This is a genomic window from Psychroserpens sp. (assembly GCF_047633235.1).
Lineage (GTDB): Bacteria > Bacteroidota > Bacteroidia > Flavobacteriales > Flavobacteriaceae > Psychroserpens.
This window is the reverse complement of record NZ_JBLIET010000008.1, coordinates 16,350-38,501: the sequence shown is the minus strand read 5'-3', so window position 1 is coordinate 38,501 and position 22,152 is coordinate 16,350. Positions and strand designations below refer to the sequence as shown.

Annotated in this window: 18 protein-coding genes; 12 read left to right on the top strand and 6 right to left on the bottom strand. The window is 33.1% G+C overall.

What is annotated here, in order from left to right; genetic code table 11:
* Window positions 1-49 precede the first annotated feature (49 nt).
* The 12 genes from ACJAZK_RS04155 (at window position 50) to ACJAZK_RS04100 (ending at window position 16,278) form a co-directional block, all read left to right on the top strand.
* Entirely contained in the window at window positions 50-1,282 is a 1,233-nt protein-coding gene (locus ACJAZK_RS04155) for a M48 family metallopeptidase (RefSeq protein ID WP_415222753.1), read from the top strand.
* 318 nt (window positions 1,283-1,600) lie between these two features.
* Window positions 1,601-3,805, top strand: a complete 2,205-nt coding sequence (locus ACJAZK_RS04150) for a RelA/SpoT family protein (protein WP_415222752.1) — start codon at window positions 1,601-1,603, stop codon at window positions 3,803-3,805.
* Window positions 3,806-3,913: 108 nt separating this feature from the next.
* Entirely contained in the window at window positions 3,914-4,369 is a 456-nt protein-coding gene (locus ACJAZK_RS04145; RefSeq protein ID WP_028872227.1) for a Fur family transcriptional regulator, read from the top strand.
* Between the two features lie 7 nt (window positions 4,370-4,376).
* On the top strand, window positions 4,377-5,648 hold the full coding sequence (locus tag ACJAZK_RS04140) for an adenylosuccinate synthase (protein WP_415222751.1): 1,272 nt from the start codon (window positions 4,377-4,379) through the stop codon (window positions 5,646-5,648).
* Window positions 5,649-5,956: 308 nt separating this feature from the next.
* Window positions 5,957-7,762: an OstA-like protein gene (locus tag ACJAZK_RS04135; RefSeq protein ID WP_415222750.1), complete on the top strand. Its 1,806-nt coding sequence runs from the start codon at window positions 5,957-5,959 to the stop codon at window positions 7,760-7,762.
* Entirely contained in the window at window positions 7,763-8,944 is a 1,182-nt protein-coding gene (locus ACJAZK_RS04130) for an aspartate aminotransferase family protein (protein WP_415222749.1), read from the top strand.
* A 169-nt stretch (window positions 8,945-9,113) separates the two neighbouring features.
* Window positions 9,114-10,520, top strand: coding sequence for a tetratricopeptide repeat protein (locus ACJAZK_RS04125; RefSeq protein ID WP_415222748.1), 1,407 nt, complete (start codon window positions 9,114-9,116; stop codon window positions 10,518-10,520).
* Window positions 10,521-10,589: 69 nt separating this feature from the next.
* Window positions 10,590-11,558, top strand: coding sequence for a DUF368 domain-containing protein (locus ACJAZK_RS04120; protein ID WP_415222747.1), 969 nt, complete (start codon window positions 10,590-10,592; stop codon window positions 11,556-11,558).
* On the top strand, window positions 11,558-12,574 hold the full coding sequence (locus ACJAZK_RS04115; RefSeq protein ID WP_415222746.1) for a DUF368 domain-containing protein: 1,017 nt from the start codon (window positions 11,558-11,560) through the stop codon (window positions 12,572-12,574). Before ACJAZK_RS04120 ends, ACJAZK_RS04115 begins: the two co-directional genes overlap by 1 nt.
* Window positions 12,571-13,311 (top strand): shikimate dehydrogenase family protein, encoded by a 741-nt coding sequence (locus tag ACJAZK_RS04110; protein WP_415222745.1) that lies wholly within the window; start codon window positions 12,571-12,573, stop codon window positions 13,309-13,311. The genes ACJAZK_RS04115 and ACJAZK_RS04110 overlap by 4 nt, the downstream gene beginning before the upstream one ends.
* 79 nt (window positions 13,312-13,390) lie before the next feature.
* Window positions 13,391-15,658: a DUF349 domain-containing protein gene (locus ACJAZK_RS04105; RefSeq protein ID WP_415222744.1), complete on the top strand. Its 2,268-nt coding sequence runs from the start codon at window positions 13,391-13,393 to the stop codon at window positions 15,656-15,658.
* Window positions 15,659-15,810: 152 nt separating this feature from the next.
* Window positions 15,811-16,278, top strand: a complete 468-nt coding sequence (locus tag ACJAZK_RS04100) for a nuclear transport factor 2 family protein (protein WP_415222743.1) — start codon at window positions 15,811-15,813, stop codon at window positions 16,276-16,278.
* Window positions 16,279-16,455: 177 nt separating this feature from the next.
* Here the strand turns inward: ACJAZK_RS04100 and ACJAZK_RS04095 are convergent, their stop codons facing one another.
* The 6 genes from ACJAZK_RS04095 to ACJAZK_RS04070 form a co-directional block, all read right to left on the bottom strand.
* Window positions 16,456-17,004, bottom strand: a complete 549-nt coding sequence (locus ACJAZK_RS04095) for a 1-acyl-sn-glycerol-3-phosphate acyltransferase (protein ID WP_415222742.1) — start codon at window positions 17,002-17,004, stop codon at window positions 16,456-16,458.
* 1 nt (window position 17,005) lies between these two features.
* A complete protein-coding gene (locus ACJAZK_RS04090; protein ID WP_415222741.1) occupies window positions 17,006-18,088 on the bottom strand; it encodes an iron-containing alcohol dehydrogenase family protein in 1,083 nt (360 codons plus the stop codon).
* A gap of 46 nt (window positions 18,089-18,134) precedes the next feature.
* On the bottom strand, window positions 18,135-18,755 hold the full coding sequence (locus ACJAZK_RS04085) for a CatA-like O-acetyltransferase (protein ID WP_415222740.1): 621 nt from the start codon (window positions 18,753-18,755) through the stop codon (window positions 18,135-18,137).
* Window positions 18,755-19,459 (bottom strand): HAD family hydrolase, encoded by a 705-nt coding sequence (locus tag ACJAZK_RS04080; protein ID WP_415222739.1) that lies wholly within the window; start codon window positions 19,457-19,459, stop codon window positions 18,755-18,757. Before ACJAZK_RS04080 ends, ACJAZK_RS04085 begins: the two co-directional genes overlap by 1 nt.
* Window positions 19,460-20,188: a 3-deoxy-manno-octulosonate cytidylyltransferase gene (gene kdsB / locus ACJAZK_RS04075; protein WP_415222738.1), complete on the bottom strand. Its 729-nt coding sequence runs from the start codon at window positions 20,186-20,188 to the stop codon at window positions 19,460-19,462.
* Window positions 20,189-20,646: 458 nt separating this feature from the next.
* Window positions 20,647-22,074 (bottom strand): ATP-dependent DNA helicase, encoded by a 1,428-nt coding sequence (locus ACJAZK_RS04070; protein ID WP_415222737.1) that lies wholly within the window; start codon window positions 22,072-22,074, stop codon window positions 20,647-20,649.
* Window positions 22,075-22,152 lie beyond the last annotated feature (78 nt).

The following is a 22,152-nucleotide window of genomic DNA, read 5'->3' as shown; positions in this document are numbered from 1 at the left end:
TGAGCAGTAAGATAAATAGCTATTATATTTACAATCGTAAAACATCAACATGACTTACATCACTCTTTTCTACATCATCATTTTTATAATTAGTATCAATTTCGTTATTGACAAGGTTTTGGATTACCTCAATGCAAAAAATTACGATAATCCAGTGCCTAGTGAATTAGAAGATGTCTATGACGATACCGAATATAAAAAATCACAAGCCTATAAAAAGACCAATTATAAATTTGGTCTTTGGAGTTCTTTATTTTCTTTAGTGCTCACGTTAGGGTTTCTCTTTTTAGACGGATTTGAATACGTAGATAACATCGTTAGAAGTTATAGCGAAAACCCAGTTAGCGTTGCTTTAATTTTCTTCGGAATAATTATGCTTGCCAGTGATTTGATGTCTACACCCTTTAGTTATTATAAAACCTTCGTTATTGAGGAACGCTTCGGATTTAATAAAACCACTAAAAAAACATTTGTCCTTGATAAGATTAAAGGCTTGATTATGATGGCTATTTTAGGTGGGCTGATTCTAGCACTCATCATTTGGTTTTACCAGCAAACACAGGAGTTGTTTTGGCTTTATACTTGGGGAATTGTGACACTTTGCACAGTACTCATGAATCTGTTTTATTCTAAATTGATTGTACCGCTTTTTAATAAACAAACACCTTTAGAGAACGGCACTTTGCGTGACAAAATTTCAGCTTATGCAACATCGGTTGGTTTTAATCTCGATAAGATATTTATCATTGATGGTTCTAAACGCAGTACAAAAGCCAATGCTTACTTTTCTGGTTTTGGAAGTGAAAAAAGAGTGACACTTTATGATACCTTAGTTAAAGATTTAGACGAAGAAGAGATTGTGGCTGTTTTAGCCCATGAGGTTGGACATTATAAAAAAAAGCATATTGTTTTTAATTTATTGGCATCTATAGCTTTGACAGGGGTAACACTTTATGTATTGTCTGTGTTTATTTCTAATCCGTTATTATCAAACGCTCTTGGTGTTGAGATCCCAAGTTTTCATGTAGGATTAATTGCTTTTGGGTTGCTCTACTCGCCTATTTCTGAACTCACAAGTTTAGTAATGAATCAACTCTCACGTAAATTTGAATTCCAAGCAGATGATTATGCAAAAAACACATACAGTGCAGAACCTTTAGTCTCTTCTCTTAAAAAATTATCCAAAAATAGTTTGAGTAATTTGACACCTCACTCCGCTTATGTGTTCATGCATTATTCTCATCCTACGTTGTTGGAGCGGGTTAAGAATTTAAGGAAATAAAAATGAAATGCTCAAAACTTTTAGAAGTTCAAAGTTCAAAAAAGAGAAGCCATAAGTAACATTATTGTCTTCCAAACATTTTTAAAAATACACGTAGAACTACGTATTGACTTAAAAAAAACCTCCAACTTCGCTAACGACTCATACAAATCATAGAAACGGACTCATATTATTTAAATTAGCGAAAACTCAAAATCTACTTCCTAAAAACCCCAAATATTTATATTTCAGAAAAACTAAAAATAAATTTGCTTTTTAGTTTAAACAAAACCCTAAAAACTCATTGCACATTACATATCTTATTCTTACTTTAGTTCTATGACAGAGGAAGCTATAGAAAAAGAAAATGCAGAGATTGCAAAAGCCTACAAAAATCTCCTTAAAGTAAGTTATCAAACACTTACAAAAGAGGATAAAAAACTCATTCGCCAAGCGTTTGAAGTGGCTTTAGATGCGCATAAAGACCAGCGACGTAAATCTGGAGAAGCTTATATTTTTCATCCTATTGCTGTGGCGAGAATTGTGGCTAGTGAGATTGGATTGGACGCCACAAGTATTGCTGCTGCCCTACTCCACGACGTTGTTGAGGACAGTCCAGATTATACAAAAAATGATATTGCACGTCTCTTTGGAGAAACTGTTGCTCGCATTGTTGATGGCTTAACAAAGATTTCATCATTGAGTAAAGAGACAGATGTGTCTACCCAAGCAGAGAATTTTCGTAAAATGTTATTGACCCTTAATGATGATGTACGTGTCATCATTATTAAAATCGCAGACCGTCTCCATAATATGCAAACTATGGACTCGATGCGACCTGATAAGCAAGAGAAAATTGCTTCAGAAACCTTATACATTTACGCACCTTTAGCCCACAGAATAGGGTTGTATAATATCAAAACCGAACTTGAAGATCTCGGTATGAAATACACTGAGCCTGACGTCTATGATGACATTTTAGAAAAGATGCAGGAAAGTAAAAAGGAACAAGATGAATATATCAAAGTCTTTTCTAAAGTTATTGTAGATTCTCTGGATAAAGAAGGTTTAAGCTATGACATTAAAGGCCGACCAAAATCTATTTATTCTATTAGAAAAAAAATTGTAAAACAGGGTGTAGATTTTGATGAGGTCTACGATAAGTTTGCGGTTAGAATTATTTATAAATCAGATATTAAAAACGAAAAGTTCCTTGCTTGGAAAATTTATTCTATTGTAACAGATCATTTTACACCTAACCCAACTCGTCTTCGCGATTGGATTTCATCACCTAAATCAACCGGTTATGAGGCACTTCATATTACGGTAATGGGTCCAAAAAACAGATGGGTAGAAGTACAAGTTAGAAGTGAACGAATGAATGAGATTGCAGAGAAAGGCTACGCTGCACATTATAAATATAAAGAAGGAAATACAGAAGATGCTCTGGACACCTGGATTAATAAATTACAAGAAGCCTTAGAAAGCAACGAAACGAATGCTGTCGATTTTGTGGAGCAGTTTAAGCTTAATCTCTATTCAAAAGAAATATTTGTATTCTCACCCAAAGGAGATATAAAATCTTTACCTAAAGGAGCTACACCTCTTGATTTTGCATTTAGTGTGCATACGCAAGTTGGTATGAAAACTAAAGGCGCAAAAGTAAATGGCAGACTCGTACCATTAAGCCACGTACTCAATAGTGGAGATCAAGTTGAAATTTTAACTTCGGAAACGATAAAACCAAACCGGAACTGGCTGGATTATGCAACAACCGCTAGAGCACTGAGTAAGATAAAATCAGCGCTTAAAGCAGATAAAAAAGACGCTGCAGAAGAAGGCAAAGAAATCCTTAGACGAAAACTCAAACAACTCAAAATTGCACTGGATGAGAAATCAGTTAATGAAATGGTTACTCATTTTAAATTAAAAACAAGTTTAGACCTGTTTTATCGCGTTGGAATTGGCACTATAGATAACCCAATGCTAAAAGACTACGCGTCGTCTAAGAGCAATATGTTTATGAATTATATTAAGAATAAAATTCGTAAACCTTCTGTTGCACCAGATCTTGACAAAGACGAGATTACATCAAAATATGACCAGCTGGTTTTTGGTAAAGAAGAAGAAAAATTAGATTATAAGTTATCGACCTGCTGTAATCCTATTCCTGGAGATCCAGTATTTGGGTTTCTAACGATTAACGACGGCATTAAAGTTCATAAAAAAAATTGTCCAAACGCACTAAGCATGCAATCTAATTATGAATATCGCGTCATGATAGCCAAATGGATAGATTCTTCCCAAGAAGTGTTTGCAACTCAAATAAAACTATCGGGAATTGATAATTTAGGATTGGTAAACAACATAACACAAATCATCTCTTCTAATATGCATGTCGATATGAAAAGTATTAGCTTTGAGTCTAATGATGGTATTTTCACAGGAAAGATAAACGTTGTTGTTCCTAATATTACTATACTAAAAAAACTCATTGATAATTTAAAAAAAATCAACGGAATTGATAAAGTGAGTAGAATTTAAAAATCAAAAAAACCAATGTGCTTTTTTTGGCAAAAATTTATAATTTATTTGGTGTAAAAATGTGTAAATTTGAGGCTTGATGAATTGAAAACTCCACACGAGTTAAAAATGAGTGAAAAAACAGCACAGACAAACCAAGAGATTGTAAAAAACGTTTTTACAAAATTCTTAGAAGATAAAGGCCATAGAAAAACTCCTGAACGCTACGCGATTCTTCAGGAAATTTATGATAGTGAAGAACACTTTGATATCGAATCTTTATATATCAAAATGAAAAATAAAAACTATCGTGTAAGTCGGGCTACTCTATACAACACTATTGAAATTTTAATGGAGTGTGCTTTGGTTAGAAAGCATCAGTTTGGCCAAAACCAAGCGCATTACGAGAAATCTTATTTTGACAAACAACACGATCATGTTATAATGACAGATACTGGAGAAGTCATAGAGTTTTGTGATCCTCGCATTCAATCTATCAAAAAAACCATAGAGGAAGTTTTTGATATTTCTATCTCTAACCATTCTCTTTATTTCTACGGAACAAAAAACAAACCAACAAACTAATTACACAATGGCAGTAGATTTACTACTAGGATTACAATGGGGCGACGAAGGCAAAGGAAAAATTGTTGATGTACTCACCTCAAAATACAATATTATTGCTCGTTTCCAAGGAGGACCAAATGCAGGTCATACTTTAGAATTTGACGGAATTAAACATGTATTAAGAACGATTCCTTCAGGGATTTTTCATAAAGAGTCTATGAATGTTATTGGTAATGGTGTCGTTATCGATCCTGTTGTGTTTGTACAAGAATTAGACGGATTAGACCAATTTAAATTAGACTATAAATCAAATCTAATTATTTCTAGAAAAGCACACGTAATTCTTCCTACGCATCGGTTATTAGATGCCGCATCAGAAACCTCTAAAGGTAAAGCTAAAATTGGCTCTACTCTAAAAGGTATTGGTCCAACATATATGGATAAAACTGGTCGTAACGGAATTAGAATTGGAGACCTAGAATTACCAAATTGGAAAGAAAAATATAGAGCTTTAGCAAATAAGCATGAAGCCATGATTGGATTTTATAATGTAGATATTCAATATGATTTAAAAGAAATGGAAGATGAATTCTTTGCGGCTGTAGAGCGTTTAAAAGAATTACAATTCATAGATAGCGAAGAGTATTTAAACCAAGCCTTAAAAGCTGGAAAGCCTATACTAGCAGAAGGTGCCCAAGGTTCATTATTAGATATTGACTTTGGAACATATCCTTTTGTTACATCATCAAACACTACTGCTTCTGGAGCATGTACAGGTTTAGGTGTAGCGCCAAACAAAATTGGTGAAGTATTTGGCATCTTTAAAGCATACACAACTCGTGTTGGTTCTGGCCCGTTTCCTACTGAATTATTTGACGGGGTTGGTGCAGAAATGGCTCGTATTGGTCGTGAGTTTGGTGCCGTTACTGGAAGACCAAGACGTTGCGGTTGGTTAGATTTAGTTGCCCTTAAATATGCTTGTCAAATTAATGGCGTCACACAGTTAAGTATGATGAAAGGGGATGTCCTTTCTGGATTTAAAACTTTGAAAGTGTGTACTGCTTACAAATACAAAGGGGAGACCATTACACATTTACCATTCAATATAGAAGAAGAAAACGTCACTCCTATTTATACCGATTTTAAAGGCTGGAAAGAAGATTTGACAAAAATGCGTGAGGTGTCTCAATTTCCTTCGGAATTGAATGCGTATATAGCATTTTTAGAAAAAGAATTAGAGATTCCTATTACCATAGTTTCTGTAGGTCCAGATAGAACTCAGACTATTAATCGATAGTATTTAAAATTAAATATAATAAGTAAGAGATATTAGTAAAATAATATCTCTTTTTTTATAACAGATTTCACGAATTAGTAGTGGTCTATACGCTTATGAATTCTAAATAAATTATGAGCTTCCAATTGTAATGCCTGCCCGTTCGTAGACCAGTTTGTATACAACACTTTAATTAAAAATCATGTATAACTTTATGTGAAAGCTCAGTGTTTCTAAACGCGACAACCAGCCAACATCAAAATAATCTACTAAAAATCTGTTAACTCAGATATTTCCGAAGAGATAATAGTTATTTTTGAGTAAATTATATGACCTTGCATCTTACGCTTAGATTTATACTACTCATTATATGTTGTTTTTCAACAGCACTCTCCTATGCGCAGCCACCAAAGAAAATTTTTATAGAATATTCTGGTTTTACGGTTAGAGACTCTTTAAAAGGAGAAAACGTTACCACTTTTGTTCGTAGTAATCAAGGTCAAATTCATATCGTTCACGAAGGGATAGACATGTGGTGTGACAAAGCCTTGTATTATCAAAATGAAGACTTCATTGAAGCGTATAGTAATGTGAGAATGAAGCAAGGTGATACGATCAATATGACTTCAGATTATTTAGAATATAGTGGTATTACACAATTGGCAATTGCAGCTGGAAAGGTGGTCTTAACGGAACCAAAATCTACGTTAACCACAGATACACTATACTTTAATCGCTTCACACAGCAAGCGTTTTATAATAGTAAGGGGAAAGTGGTTAGAGATTCATCGGGTACTATTACGAGTCAAATTGGTCGATATTATATGAATCAAAGTAAATATCGTTTTCTTAAAGATGTGGTGCTGGTAAATCCTGAATACACTCTAGAAACAAATCAGCTCGATTTTTATTCTGAAAATGGACACGCTTATATGTATGGCCCTTCGACTATTATTGGTGAGGCTAGTAAAGTCTATTCAGAACGTGGATTTTACGACACTAACAACGATATTGGGCATTTTATAAAAAACTCTAAAATTGACTATGATAACCTTCAAATAGAAGGTGATAGTTTATATTTTGATAGAAATCGAAGCTTTGCCTCTGCTGATAATAATATTACAATTACTGATACTGTTAATAAAACCATTATCAAAGGCCACCATGGTGAAGTCTTTAGAGATAAAGATTCTTTGTTTATAACAAAACGAGCTTTAGTAATAACCATTCAAGAAAACGATTCTTTATACATTCATGCAGATAAACTAATGGTTACAGGCGATCCCCAGCATAGGATTACAAGAGCTTATTACAATGCGAAGATGTTTAAAAGTGATATGAGTGGTAAAGCAGATTCTATTCATGCAAATCATGAATCTGGTTTGACACAGCTTATTAATCTCAAGCGATTTAATACTGGTGACGCCTTTTCAATCAAAAGAAAACCTTTGATTTGGAATTTAGGGAATCAAATGTCTGGAGATTCTATACACCTAATTTCTAATGTAGAAAAAGAAGAAGTAGACTCTTTAAAAGTATTCAATAATGCGTTTCTAATTAGCAAAGACTCTTTAGGTAATGGTTTTAACCAAATTAAAGGTCAGCGTTTAATTGGTTTATTTGAAAATAATGAACTCTATAATGTTGATATTATCAAAAATGCAGAAATCATATTCTACAGTAGAGATGACAACGACACCTTAGTTGGAATTAATAAATCTAAATCTGGAAGCATCAATCTACAATTTGATGGACCATATAAAATAATAACACTGATTAAACAGGTAGATGGCAAGATCTATCCAGAATCTCAATTCCCGAAGAATGCCAGACTATTTAGAGGATTTGATTGGAGAGGTGACGAGCAACCCAAAAGTGTTGAAGACCTATTTAGTGATGATCCACCGCTGATTCTCCCCATAATAAAGGGACTAGAACCTTATATTGAAGATGAAAAGTTTATTGATGAAGCGCTATTAAAGCGTATTGAAGAAGCAGGTAAAAAAGATAAAGATGAAGTCAATAAGGCTGCTAGACAACTCCCAAAACCGCTCAGTACATCTAAAACAAAAGCGAAATCCATTCAAAAGGTGAATAGAACATTTAACAAACCTTTGATTAAAAAAGACAATTAAATGACGTCAGACTTTTTCAAATATCAAGCACAAACCACACCTCACCCGTTGGCTATGACGATATCTCATGCAGAAGGTTCTTATATTTATGATACCAATCAAAAAGCGTATTTAGATTTTGTTGCAGGCGTATCTGCGTGCAGCTTAGGGCACAGACATCCAAAAGTTATTGAGGCTATTAAAAATCAACTGGACAAGTATTTACATGTGATGGTTTATGGAGAATACATCCAAGAACCTGCAGTAGAATTAACCAAATTATTGGCGAGTCATCTCCCTAAGCCATTAGAGAAAACATATTTAACGAATTCTGGGACAGAAGCTATTGATGGCGCATTAAAACTTGCTAGACGCGTCACTGGCAGAAGTGAAATTATTGCTGCACATCACGCTTACCATGGCAATACAATGGGAGCTTTGAGTGTTATGGGATTTGAAGAACGCAAACAAGTATTTAGACCATTAATTCCAGATGTGAAGTTTATAAAGTTTAATGCACAAGAAGAGTTATCACAAATTACCACTAAAACAGCTGCCGTTATTTTAGAAACTATTCAAGGTGGTGCTGGTTTTATAGAACCCAAAGATGGCTATTTAGAAAAAGTGAGAAAACAATGTGATGCTGTTGGTGCTTTGTTAATATTAGATGAGATTCAACCTGGTATTGGACGTACAGGAAAATTATTTGGTTTTGAACACTACAACTGTGTTCCAGATATTTTGGTTACTGGTAAGGGACTAGGCGGCGGAATGCCAATTGGAGCATTTACATCGTCTTCAAAATATATGGATTTACTTCAAGATAACCCAAAACTTGGTCACATAACAACGTTTGGTGGTCATCCTGTTATTGCGGCGGCTGCTTTAGCAACATTAAAAGAAATTACCGGGAGTAATCTAATGTCTCAAACTTTGGAAAAAGAGGCCTTGATTCGTCAACATTTAAAACATCCTTTGATTACAGAAATTCGCGGACGCGGTTTAATGTTAGCTGCAATTACTCAGTCTGCAGACATCACAAATGAAGTCGTTTTAAAATGCAAAGATGAAGGTTTAATTTTATTTTGGTTACTTTTTGAACCTAAAGCTATTAGAATATCACCACCTTTAACAATCTCAAATGATGAAATCATCAAAGGATGTATGATAATAACTCGTGTTTTAGATTGTATTTCGCTCTAAAATATCACTTAAAATAGGTAGGTTAATACTATTATTTTCAGTATATTAAATATCAACACTTTAATAATTAGTACAACTGTTAACTATTTTGTTAAAAACATTAAACTAAAAAAACAAAACCCAACGGTGATAACAGTACATTTAATTAAATAAACAATTCTACTTGCTTATGGAGTTTGGTCTACCAGAAGACAACAATAATATATCGCTTAAAAAGTTTGAATCGATGCTCAAAACGAATACTGTTTTGTTTTTTGATTCAGATGAATTTGAAAACATTATTCATCACTATTTAGAAATAGGAAAAATAGCGTTGGCAAAAAAAGCTATTAAATTAGGTCTTGACCAGCATCCCACATCTATAAACTTAAAGTTATTTCAGACTGAAATTTTTGTCTTAGAAAACAAATTTGAGGAAGCTAATAAGACACTTGAAGCACTTCATATTTTAGAGCCTACTAATGAAGAAGTTTATATTCAAAAAGCTAATGTACTATCAAAACAGGATGAGCACGAAAAAGCGGTAAATACCTTATTGATTGCTTTAGATCTAGCTCCAGATGATGATGAAGGTATTGGCGATTTATACGCTTTAATAGGCATGGAATATTTATTTTTAGATCAATTTGAAAATGCTAAAATATATTTCAAGAAGTGTTTAGATATAGACTTAGAAGATTATTCGGCATTATATAACGTTATCTATTGTTACGATTTTTTGGATGAGAACGAGGATGCTATTACATTTATAAATGCATACTTGGATAAAAACCCCTATTGTGAAGTCGCTTGGCATCAATTAGGACGCCAATATGTAACTGTAAAAGAATTAGACAAAGCGCTAGCAGCTTTTGAATTTGCTATTATCTCAGATGATAGTTTTGTTGGTGCTTATCTTGAGAAGGGTAAGGTTCTAGAAAAGAAAAAACAATATCTCGAAGCTATAGAAAATTATAAAATCACCTTGGCTTTAGATGAGCCAACGTCATTTGCCTTGCTTAGAATTGGTTACTGTTACGACAAATTAGAAAAATATGATTTAGCTGTCCAATACTATTACAAAACTGTACATGAAGACCCTTTATTGGATAAAGGTTGGATTGCAATTACCAAATTCTACAATAAACAAAAGAACTACCAAAAAGCATTATTTTATATTAATAAAGCAATAAATATTGATAGTGAAAATGTTGTCTATTGGAAACTTTATGCCCAAATTAACTGGCGTCTTAACTTTCTTGAAGAAGCAGAACGCGGTTATAAAAAAACTTTAGATTTAGGCAATTATGAACTCAAAACATGGTTATCTAGAACTGATATTCTTATTGCTTTGGGTGAATTTGAAGCTGCTATTTTAAATTTAATTCAAGCAGCAGAATTTCATCCGGAAACAGCAGAAATTGAATTTCGCTTGGCTGGTTTAAATTTCACACTTCATGAGCATAGTAAAGGTCATTATCACCTTAAAAACGCAGTGCTTTTAAATCACGAATTTGAGTACATCATGGAAGAATTATTCCCAAAAGTAATGCAAAAACCTACGGTCAGACGAATTATTCTAGAAGCTAAAAAGTAGTTTGTTTTTTTCTTGATTTAAAAAAATATTTAGTACTCATACCTTTACTACTGTTATTCTAATTCAATTATGCAAAGACAATTTAAAGATTACTTTTTCGTCACTCTTAAAGGAATAGCAATGGGTGCTGCAGATGTAGTACCAGGAGTTTCAGGTGGTACGATTGCTTTTATTTCTGGTATTTACGAAGAATTAATTGACAGTATCGATAACCTTAATTTTGGAGTTTTCAAATTATGTAAACGTGACGGATTTAAAGCAGCATGGAATTCTATAAACGGCTCTTTCCTCCTTGCACTATTCACTGGTATCGCTATTAGCATCTTATCCTTAGCCAAGCTTATTAAACATTTGTTGCTCAACGAGCCTATATTATTGTGGTCCTTCTTTTTTGGTCTTGTATTAGCCAGTATTTTATATATAGGAAAGCAAATTAACTCGTGGTCTCCTATAATTATATTAGCTATTATCTTAACATCTATCGTCTCTTATTTTATAACACTTGCAGAACCTTTTGCGTCGCCAGACAGTCCTTTTTATTTATTATTTTGTGGCTTTATTGCTATTATTGCTATGATTCTACCAGGTGTTTCCGGAGCATTTATATTACTTATTCTTGGCGCTTACGAAACCGCAATTAATACTGTAAATAATTTAATTGAAGGTCTGACCTCCATGAACTTAAATTTATTAAAGGATGCCTTATTGAAGTTCTTTTTATTAGGCCTCGGTGCTATAATTGGTCTCAAAGTATTCTCCAAAATTTTAAACTGGATGTTTAAAAAACATAAAAACCTAACTTTAGCTATTCTAACTGGGTTTATGATTGGATCATTAAACAAAATATGGCCATGGAAATTAATTACGAAAACTAGAATAAATTCTGAAGGGTTAGAAGTTACCCTTTTAGATGAAAGTATTCTCCCTAATCACTACGTTGGAGATAATCAAATACTTTTAGCTGTTGTATTTATCGTTGTTGGTTTTGCTTTAATTCTTATTCTTGAAAGCTTAGGAAAGAAAAAAGAAACCGTGTAATGCAAAGCACAAGAACCCTTAAAGACCGTATTTTCTTAGTCATCAAGGGACTTAGCATGGGAGCTGCCAATAAAGTACCGGGTGTTTCTGGAGGTGTAGTTGCCTTTGTAGCTGGTTTCTATGAAGAGTTTATCTATTCGCTTCAACGTGTTAACAAAACTGCGCTAAAACTGCTAGTAAATGGTAGACTTAAAAGTTTTTACAGATACATTAATGGTAGGTTTTTGAGTTTATTATTCCTTGGAATGATTGTGAGTTACTTTAGCGTCTCCAAAGTTTTAGACTATTTTCTTAAAAACCACGAGCTTTATGTTTGGAGTTTATTTTTTGGAATGATTATAGGGTCTATCTATTACATTAATAAAGATTTTAAAGACTGGAATTTTAAGAGTATTATGTCTCTAGGTATTGGAATTAGCTTAGGTATTGCCATAAGTTTTCTTAATCCTGCAGTAGAAAATGACAATCTCTTCTTTGTTTTTTTCTGCGGAATAATAAGTGTTTCTGGTATGACACTTCCTGGTTTTTCCGGATCATTTATTCTCATACTTTTAGGCAACTATATTTTACTACTTGTTGATTCTGTAAATGCACTGTACGATACATTTTCAGAGCTCATTACTGGAGATTTTAGTTTCGTACAAAATGAAGTGCGACTAAGACTTTTAAAGGTGCTTAGTATCTTTACCCTAGGTTCTGTCGTTGGCTTAGTTTCGTTCTCTCATGTATTAAGCTATGTTTTAAAACATTACAAAAGCATAACAACGGCATCAATTATTGGTTTTATCGTTGGTTCATTAGGTGTTGTTTGGCCTTGGAAAAAAACAATTTTTAAAGTTCAGGATAATGGTAACTTTATTTTAGACTCTAGAGGTGAAAAAATCATATTAAATTATGAGCGTTTATTACCTCAAAATGAGTCACAAACTTACATTGCTATTGGTTATATTATCTTAGGTATCATCGTTGTACTTGCCTTAGAACGCTATGGTCAACGCACAATAAAAAACATATGAATAGATTAGGTTTAATAGGTAAAAACATTTCATATTCTTTCTCTAGAAGCTACTTCACCAAAAAGTTTGAAGCACAAAAACTACCGTTTACTTATGAGAATTTTGATTTGAATCATGTTTCAGAATTTAAACAACTCTTTACTAAAGAACATAACATTGTAGGATTTAGTGTTACTATTCCCTATAAAGAAGACATTATTCCATATTTAGATAGCTTAAATAAAAAAGCTAAAGAAATAGGTGCTGTGAATACCATAACAGTCGATAAAAAGGGACTATTAAAAGGATATAATACAGATTGCTTTGGGTTTAATAAATCCATACAACCCTTCTTAAAACCACATCATAAAAAAGCCTTAATATTAGGTACTGGAGGTGCTTCAAAAGCTATTGCTTATACTCTTAAGCGTTTAGATATCACGTTTGATTATGTCTCTAGAACAAAAAAACCAGGGGTCATGTTTACTTATGAGACACTAACTTCTGAAATGTTAAATGATTATACTATTGTTATAAACTGTACACCAATTGGCACACATCCTAAAATTGATAACTGTCCAGATATTCCTTATGAAGGGATTACCAATAAACACTTATTATTTGATTTAATCTACAATCCCACTGAAACAAAATTCTTAAAATTAGGCAAGGAACATGGTGCTGAAATTTGCAATGGACTAAAAATGTTAGAATATCAAGCAGAAAAGGCTTGGAAAATATGGAATGCAACCTTTTAACAGGTCTAAACAACGAGTTCTTTTTTGTAAATTAACCTCATGTTAGTATATTAGCAATCTAATATAAAAACATTGAAAAATGTCTGAGAATGATAACCTGCAAGAAGCAGATGGAAACAAAGAATTAAAATCTACTGAAACGCCTCAAACTCCAGAAAGTTCATCTGATGCGAGTGAGACTATTTCCGAAGACATCAAAACAACCACAGAAGACACTGGCGAGAGCGTGACAGAAACTGTTGAAGAGATTACCGAAGATGTTCAAGAGGTTGTTGAAGAAGTAGCTGAAACTTTAAAAACAGTGACTGAAGACTTGAAGGAGGTTACTAAAGAACCTATTGACATCGTAACAGACACTTTAGAAACGATTACAAAGGATGTAAAAGAGGTTACTGAAAAACCCGTTAAAGAAGTAGCTGACGCTTTAGAAACAATTACTGAAGAGGTAAAAGAGGTTGCTGAAAAACCAGTTAAAGAAGCAGCTGACACTTTAGAAACAATTACTCAGGATGTAAAAGAAGTTTTAAAACCATCTGAAGATACTAAAAAAGCAGATGCACATGTTGAAGAAATTGAAGAGTCCAATGCAGAAGACGCAGAAGACGAAGAAAATGCAGAGCGTCATACATTAGAATCTAAAGACTACCACATGATGTCTATGGAGCAGCTATCAATTGAATTTGGTCAGCTTGTAGAAAATCATAAAGTACAAAATATTAAAACTCAAGTTGACGATATCAAATCTGAATTCAACGCCAAATTTGATGCGTTATTAGACGAAAAAAAGGAAGAGTTTTTAAGTGACGGAGGTAACGAAATTGATTTCTACTACGCTTCTCCTATTAAGAAACAGTTTAACGACGTTTTTAAAACCTATAGAAATAATTTAGGGGCTTATTATAAGCAACGTGAAAATAACCTAAAGGCTAATCTAGAAAATAGATTGCAAATTATTGAGCAAATAAAAGGTTTGGTTAATGATGAAGAAAATATAAACACCACTTATAAAACTTTTAAAGACTTACAGGAGCAGTGGCGAGGTGCAGGTCCAATACCAAGAGATCGCTACAATAACGCTTGGAATTCTTACCATCACCATGTTGAGATTTTTTATGACGTTTTACATTTAAATCGTGATTTAAGAGATTTAGACTTCAAACATAATCTCGATCAAAAAACTAAAATTATAGAACGTGCCGAAGAATTGGCTGCAGACGATAATATCAATCGTTCATTTAGAGAGTTACAGGTACTACACAAACTTTGGAAAGAAGAATTGGGACCTGTTTCTAGAGAATATCGTGATGAAGTTTGGGAGCGTTTTAGTAACGCAACTAAAATCATACATGATAAACGTCAAGGTTATTACGCAAGCTTAGATAAAGTTCGTGAGAAAAACTTAGAATTAAAAGAAGAGATTATCACTAAGATTAAGGAGGTATCGGGAGACACTTCTAACGCACACAGTGCTTGGCAAAAGAAAATAAAATCTGTTGAAGCATTAAGGGAAGAGTTTTTTAATGCTGGTAAAGTGCCCCAAAAATCAAATGAAGCGACTTGGTCTAAATTTAAAGATGCTGTTAGAACTTTTAATCGTCAGAAAAATAATTTCTATAAGAGTCTCAAGAAGGACCAATATGATAATTTAGAGAAGAAGAAAGCTTTAATTCAAATTGCTTTAGACAATAAGGACAGTGAGGATTTGGCAACTACAACGCCTTTGATGAAGAAAATTCAAGGTGATTGGAAAAAAATTGGTCATGTTCCAAGAAAAGATAGTGACAAAATTTGGAAGCAATTTAGAGGTGCTTGTAATGCTTATTTTGATAGATTAAATTCACAACGAGATGAGGCTAATAAAGAGCTCATGGTCGCTTATGAACAAAAAAGCACAATGCTTGCAGAGGTTAATGCTTTAGAATTGTCTGGTGATTCCACAAAGGATATCGTGACCATTAAAGAAAAGATTGCCACCTGGAAAGCCATAGGCCATGTACCTTCTAACAAACGTTATATTGATGGAAAGTTCAATAAAGCGCTTGACGGTCTATTTGGTAAATTAGATATGGATAGAGCAAAGCTTGACATGATTAAGTTTGAAAATAAGCTTGAGAGTTTAGCACAACCAGGTGACAATAGATTACTAGACAACGAACAAAACTTCATCAGAAAGAAGATAAGTGATATTAAAGGAGAAATCATTCAATTGGAAAATAACATGCAATTTTTCTCAAATGTTGATGAAAGCAATCCTTTAGTTAAAGAAGTCTTTAAAAACGTTGATAATCAGAAAAAGAGTCTTTCTACATGGGAAGATAAATTGAGGAAAATTAAGAGTATGTATTAATTTATTCTCCTACTGAAAACACAAAAAGACCATCATTACTGATGGTCTTTTTGTGTTTTCATACTAATAATAAGGGATTAATCCCTTATTCTTTATTTACGTAAATAGTAAGAATATAATTTTAGCAGTTTAATAATTACTAACTTTAATTCATGAATTCAATTATAGAAAATTTTTACAGTGCATTTAAAAATCATGATGCTGAGTCTATGGTAGCCTATTACCACGATGATATTATTTTTGAAGATGCTGCATTTGGAATTTTGAAAGGTGAACATGCTAAAAATATGTGGCGCATGTTAATTGCTTCTCAAAAAGGCAAAGATTTTAAAATTGAATACTCAGAGATCAACACTCAGGGGTCTGTGGGGAATGCCAAATGGGAAGCACGTTATAATTTCAGCAAAACGGGAAGACCTGTTCATAATAAAATAGCAGCACATTTTGAGTTTAAAGAGGGTAAAATCATAAAGCATACAGATTATTTTAATCTGCATAGTTGGTCAAAACAAGCCTTTGGTATAAAAGGTTTTTTGCTAGGAGGCACTTTGTTTTTTAAGAAAAAAATCCATCAACAAACCAATCAACTACTCACAAAATTTGAGAATATACCGTTGTAGTTTTTTGTATTTAAAGTGTTACATACAAAAAAGCCACTCAATTAAACTAAGTAGCTTCTGTAATAATTAATTCTGTTTCTTTTTAGGGACCTTATGTTTACTTTATGTTTCAGTACTAATTACACTTTATGTAATTCAAAAGGTATGCCAAAGTGATGATTTTAGTCTAAAACATGATTAAGAATACTCTGGTATTTTACCAATAACCCCTTTGAAAAATGCTTTCATAAAAGCAAAATCGGCCTCGATATCATCTGTAGGATAGAAAGGCTCTGAAATATTATTTTGCTTCTTTTTAAAATCTAAAGTAAACATGATTATGGGAACATTTGCAGTTTTGGCGATGTAGTAAAAGCCAGTTTTCCACTGTTCGACTTTTTTACGAGTACCTTCTGGAGCCAGCGTTAACCTAAATTCATCTTTTTCATCAAATAATTTTGAAATGGCTTCAACCTTATTTTGACCAGAGGTTCTATCTAAGGCAGCACCTCCAATGGCTCTAAAATAATAACCAAAAGGCCAATTGAATAATTCTTTCTTACCAACAAAATTAGTTTTGATGCCTGTTATTTTCCGAAGAAAAAGTCCGATGAAGAAATCATGCCAACTTGTATGAGGAAAAGCGATAATAACCGCCTTCTTGACTGTATCTTTTGAGAAATTAGAATTTCCAATGATTTTCCAACCTAGTATCGTAAAATATATAAACCGAGCTATCCCTCTCATATTACATTTTTTGATATAAAGCTTTCAACTTATCTCTTGTTATAATCTGTTTCCAGTTTTCACCAATAGCATTTTCCCATAAAGGCTCTAAACTTAATGCGACATCAATCATTATATCAAATTCATCATCTCCTAAATTTGAACAAATCCCTTGAGGTATGAAAATATTATGCTTTTTCCTCATGGCTTTATACATCGCAACGCCTTCTGGGTAATACTCCTCTAAATGTTCAAATACAATACAATTACCAATCCCATGCTTGATACCTAATAAGTATCCTAGCCCATAACTCATAGCATGCGCTACTCCGACTTGTGAGTAAGCAATACTCATACCACCATGCCAAGAAGCCATCATTAATTGATCTTGAGAATCTTCATCTGACAAGGTATCTTCTAAAAATATTTCTTGGCAAAGCTCCAGTGCTTTCTCTCCATAACTTTGACTAAATGCATTTAAATAGGTTCCCTTTAGAGATTCAATACAGTGGACAAAACAGTCCATACCTGTATAAAACCATTGCTCTTTTGGAACGCCTACTGTTAATTCTGGATCTAATATCACTTGATCAAAAGGTGTAAAATCACTGTTGATGCCTAACTTTCGTTCTGGTCCAGTTAATATGGTTGTTCTAGATACTTCGGCACCTGTACCAGATATAGTTGGCACGCCTACATGATAAATAGCTGCGTTCTTTACGATATCCCAACCTTGATAATCTTGAGCTTCACCTTCATTAGTAAGCATTATAGCTACTGCCTTAGCCAAATCCATAATAGTACCTCCTCCGATACCTATAATACCAGAAGGTCTATCTTTATGATTTAATATAATTTGTTCAACCATGTCGTCCACCTGAGAAGTTTTAGGTTCTTCTTTGGCCGACACAAAGACCAATTGATCATTATAAGCCAATGGTAATCTAGATGTGATTAAAGGATTACCTTTAAATACATCATCCACCAGAAATATAAATGGAGCAGTCGTGTTTACTCGTTTAGGTGCAATAATGTCACCCAATTGATTAAAACTGCCTCGTCCAAAAACTACTCTGGACACCATAGGATAATTTTTATAACTCATTTATTCTTCTTCTTTAACAAAAATAAAAACATAGTTGGATTTATCTTTATTTATTTAAATAATGTTGGAATTTTTCAGCAAATAATCCAACGTGATAACCATCTACTAACGCATGGTTTACATTTATAGACACATTCATCATTAATCGACCTTCAAAATCCTTTACAGCTTTACTAAAAGCTAATTTAGGTATGGAATCTTCATATCCAGAAACTGGTTCTTTATGACCCGAAAAATTAACCCAGGGCATTGCTGAACAATGAATACATTCTAAATCATTACGCAGAGGAAACAAGGCTCCAGTGGTTTCAATTCTATTTTTTTCTGAAATTATATGTTCCAAAAACTGGTCTAATTCTTTACCAAATTCAATGTATGAAAACCCAAACGTTTGATCAGATCGGATTAATGTTGCTGACGCATTAATGGTTTCATATTTAACAACCTGATTGTCTTTTATTCTTAGTTTTAATTCGTCTATGTCATTGATTGCTTTCATGCAATCGTGCATATACTTTCCAAAGAAAGAAACATCATGAGTCTTTGCGAAATCGTATGCCCTACTAACATCAACTGGAAAAGTAATCCCAAAATAAGGGTCTTTTAGTGTTCTAAAATGATTGTAATGCTGCTTACGTTTCCAAGTATTTATATCGATAATCTCCACTAATTTAAAATCCTTTTTAATTCTAATAAACTCGTTATCGTTTTATATGCTTTATTTTTAGTCTCTTGCTCACTAACCTGCTCGTGTAACCATGTGGTATGAAAAGGAATATGGATGGCTTCTGCTCCAATATTTACTAATGGTAAAATGTCTGATTTTAAAGAATTTCCAATCATTAAAAACTCTGAAGGTGCTATTTCCAGATGAGCTAACACTTTAGAATAGTTGACCTCTTGCTTATCACTCATGACTTCAATATGATGAAAATATGCAGTTAAATTAGACTTTTTTAACTTTCGTTCTTGATCCAATAAATCTCCTTTTGTTAGCACTATCAATTTATAATCTTGTGATATATGTTTTAAAATATCTTCAACACCATCTAACAACTCTACGGGTGCATCCAGCATATCTTTACCGATATTCAATATTTTGGTAACGGTCTCATTGGACATTGAGTTATTTGAAATTTCAACTGCCATTTCAACCATTGAGAGCACAAAACCTTTAATTCCGTAGCCATATAAAGGAAGGTTTTCCATTTCCTTTTTAAACAGCTCTTGCTCAACTTTGTTAGCGGTTTCATAAGGCGCCATTAATTTAGCGAACTCTAATTCGGCATCACGAAAATAGGTTTCATTCACCCAAAGTGTATCGTCTGCATCAAAACCGATGACTTTTATATGTTTGTAATTTGTATTCAATTATTTCCAAAGTTTTTTTGCGCGTTCTAAATCTTCAGGTGTATCAATTTCAACACCTTCAACCGTAGTTTCGACCATTTTGATTCGCTTACCATATTCTAAATATCTAATACACTCAATTTTCTCGGTAGCTTCAATAAACTGCATAGGGAGTTTATAAAAATCTAGCAAAGCTTCTTTTCTAAATGCATAAATACCTTTATGTTTAAAATATCTAGCACCAGCCTCTTTATCTCTTGGATATGGAATAGGACTACGAGAAAAATACAGAGCAAAGTTATTTTGATCAACAATAACCTTGACCGTATTTGGGTTATTGATTTCATCCCAATCATGAATTTCTACCATCAAAGACGCTAAATCAATTTCTTTATTATGATCGTCTGTGAATGCCTTTAAAACCTTTTCTAAACTCTCTCGCTCTGTAAAAGGTTCGTCACCTTGAACATTTACAACGATATCAACATCTAAATAGGCAACAGCCTCTGCGATACGATCACTTCCAGATTGGTGATCTTTTATACTCATAATAGCTTTCCCTCCATTTGAAGTAATCTCATCAAAAATAATATCACTATCTGTCACCACATAAACTTCATCAAAAAGCTTGGTTGCTACAGTAGCCTCATAAGTTCTCAGAATGACAGTTTTCCCTTCTAAATCTTGCATAAGCTTAGCTGGAAAACGTGACGCACTGTATCGTGCAGGAATCATAGAAATTATCTTCATTTGAACAAAATTAGTGGAGTTTCAAAAATAAAACTTTAATACCGTTTAACTGCTGAAATCATTGTAAAATAAATTGATGGTTTTTTCCTTTATACAAAACTAAAAATAAATTTCAGCTTGACTTGCAGTTAGGTGGTCTTCATAAGTTACAGTTTCTTGTTATATTAAAATAAAAAGAAAAAAGGCCCTCTTTTTAGAGCTAGATACTATAAATCAAATTTAAAAAGCTTTGTAATTCACATCAATTAAAATAAGCGGTGAGACTTAGCGCTAACACGTATACAAATACTCGCAAATTAACTTATTTCGATAAAGCAATGCATAGACATATGCTTATGGTATTGTCTATTGTGAAGTATTAGGTCTTAACTCTTTAAAATTTTAAAGTTAAAATTTTACAATTTCCGAAGAACATCGTATAAAGCATTTATTGATGACTATAGAAATGCGACTAATGATCAGTCTTCTTCAAAAAATTCGTCTTTAAAGCCAATTAGATACAATTTATCTTTAGCTCTTGTAACAGCGGTATAGAGCCACCTCATATAATCTCTATCTACTCCATTTGGCAAATAGGGTTGCTCAACAAAAATGGTATTCCATTGCCCACCTTGTGATTTATGGCATGTAATCGCATAAGAAAACTTGACTTGTAAGGCGTTAAAATGTTTATTGCCTTTAATTTTTAAGAATTTTTTATACTTAGACGTTTCATCTTCATAATCTTTTTGAACTTCTTGATACAACCTATTACTCTCTTCATAAGGTAATGATGGCGTTTCTGCTTCGATAGTATTTAATAAAAGTACGGTTTCAAAGGGTTTCATATTAGGATAATCAACCATTTGAACTTTTACTTCTGCGAAGCGAAAATCATATAATGTTGAAATTGAAAAAATTTCTAATACCTGAATAATATCACCATTGGCAATAAATCCAGCTTCAGAATTTGGTTTCACCCAAAAATAATTATTCTTAACCACCATCAAAAAGTCACCTACCGTAAGTTCATTTTCGTTAAATAGGATACGGTTTCTTATTTGCTGGTTATACAAATTAGCTCGTTTATTACTTCGTACAATAATTGCTGTATCCTCATGACCATTTTGACCATATGAATCATTAATAGCGTCCATGACTTCGTGACCATCTATAAGTCTTACAATATCATCAAAACCATTTAAGTTAAATGTAAAGGACTCGTAAAAATCATGCTCAATAGCCTCACGAATTCTAGTGGCATTACTTAAAATGCCAGAATCTTGATTTTGCCTCACCACTTCGTCAAGCTCAATACTAGTTACGTTTTTATCATAGTTTAACTCCAGTAATCGTTGGTCTAGTGCTGGAGATAAATCTGATTTCACAGGAGGCAACTGCGCTTTGTCGCCAATAAGTAACACCTTACAATTATGACCAGAATACACATAACTCATCAAGTCATCTAATAAAGATGCGCTTTCAAGGTTTTTAAAATCTGATGGTACATCTGGAATCATTGAAGCTTCATCGACAATAAATATAGTATTGCGATGTTTATTAGGCTGCAAAACGAATTTCACACCTCCGCCTTGATCTTTCTTCGGAAAATAAATCTTTTTATGAATTGTAAAGGCTTCTTTTTTAGAATAATTTGAGATCACTTTAGCAGCGCGACCTGTTGGAGCCAAAAGAACAGCACTTTTTTTCGTTTCCCATAAATTAGAAACTAAAGCACCTGTGATACTCGTTTTTCCTGTTCCTGCGAACCCTTTTAAAAGATATAATGCATTGGGAGAATCATCAAATATAAAGTTTGATAACTGCTCTAAAGCAATAGTTTGTTTTAATGTTGGCTTAAATGGAAACTTATGAATAAGTAGTTTATAAAAATCTGATGCGATCATCTAAAGAATTGATATGCAATTAAATTGCAAGATAAGGTTTAATGCTGAAGTGTTTTAATAACTTCACAATACAAATTT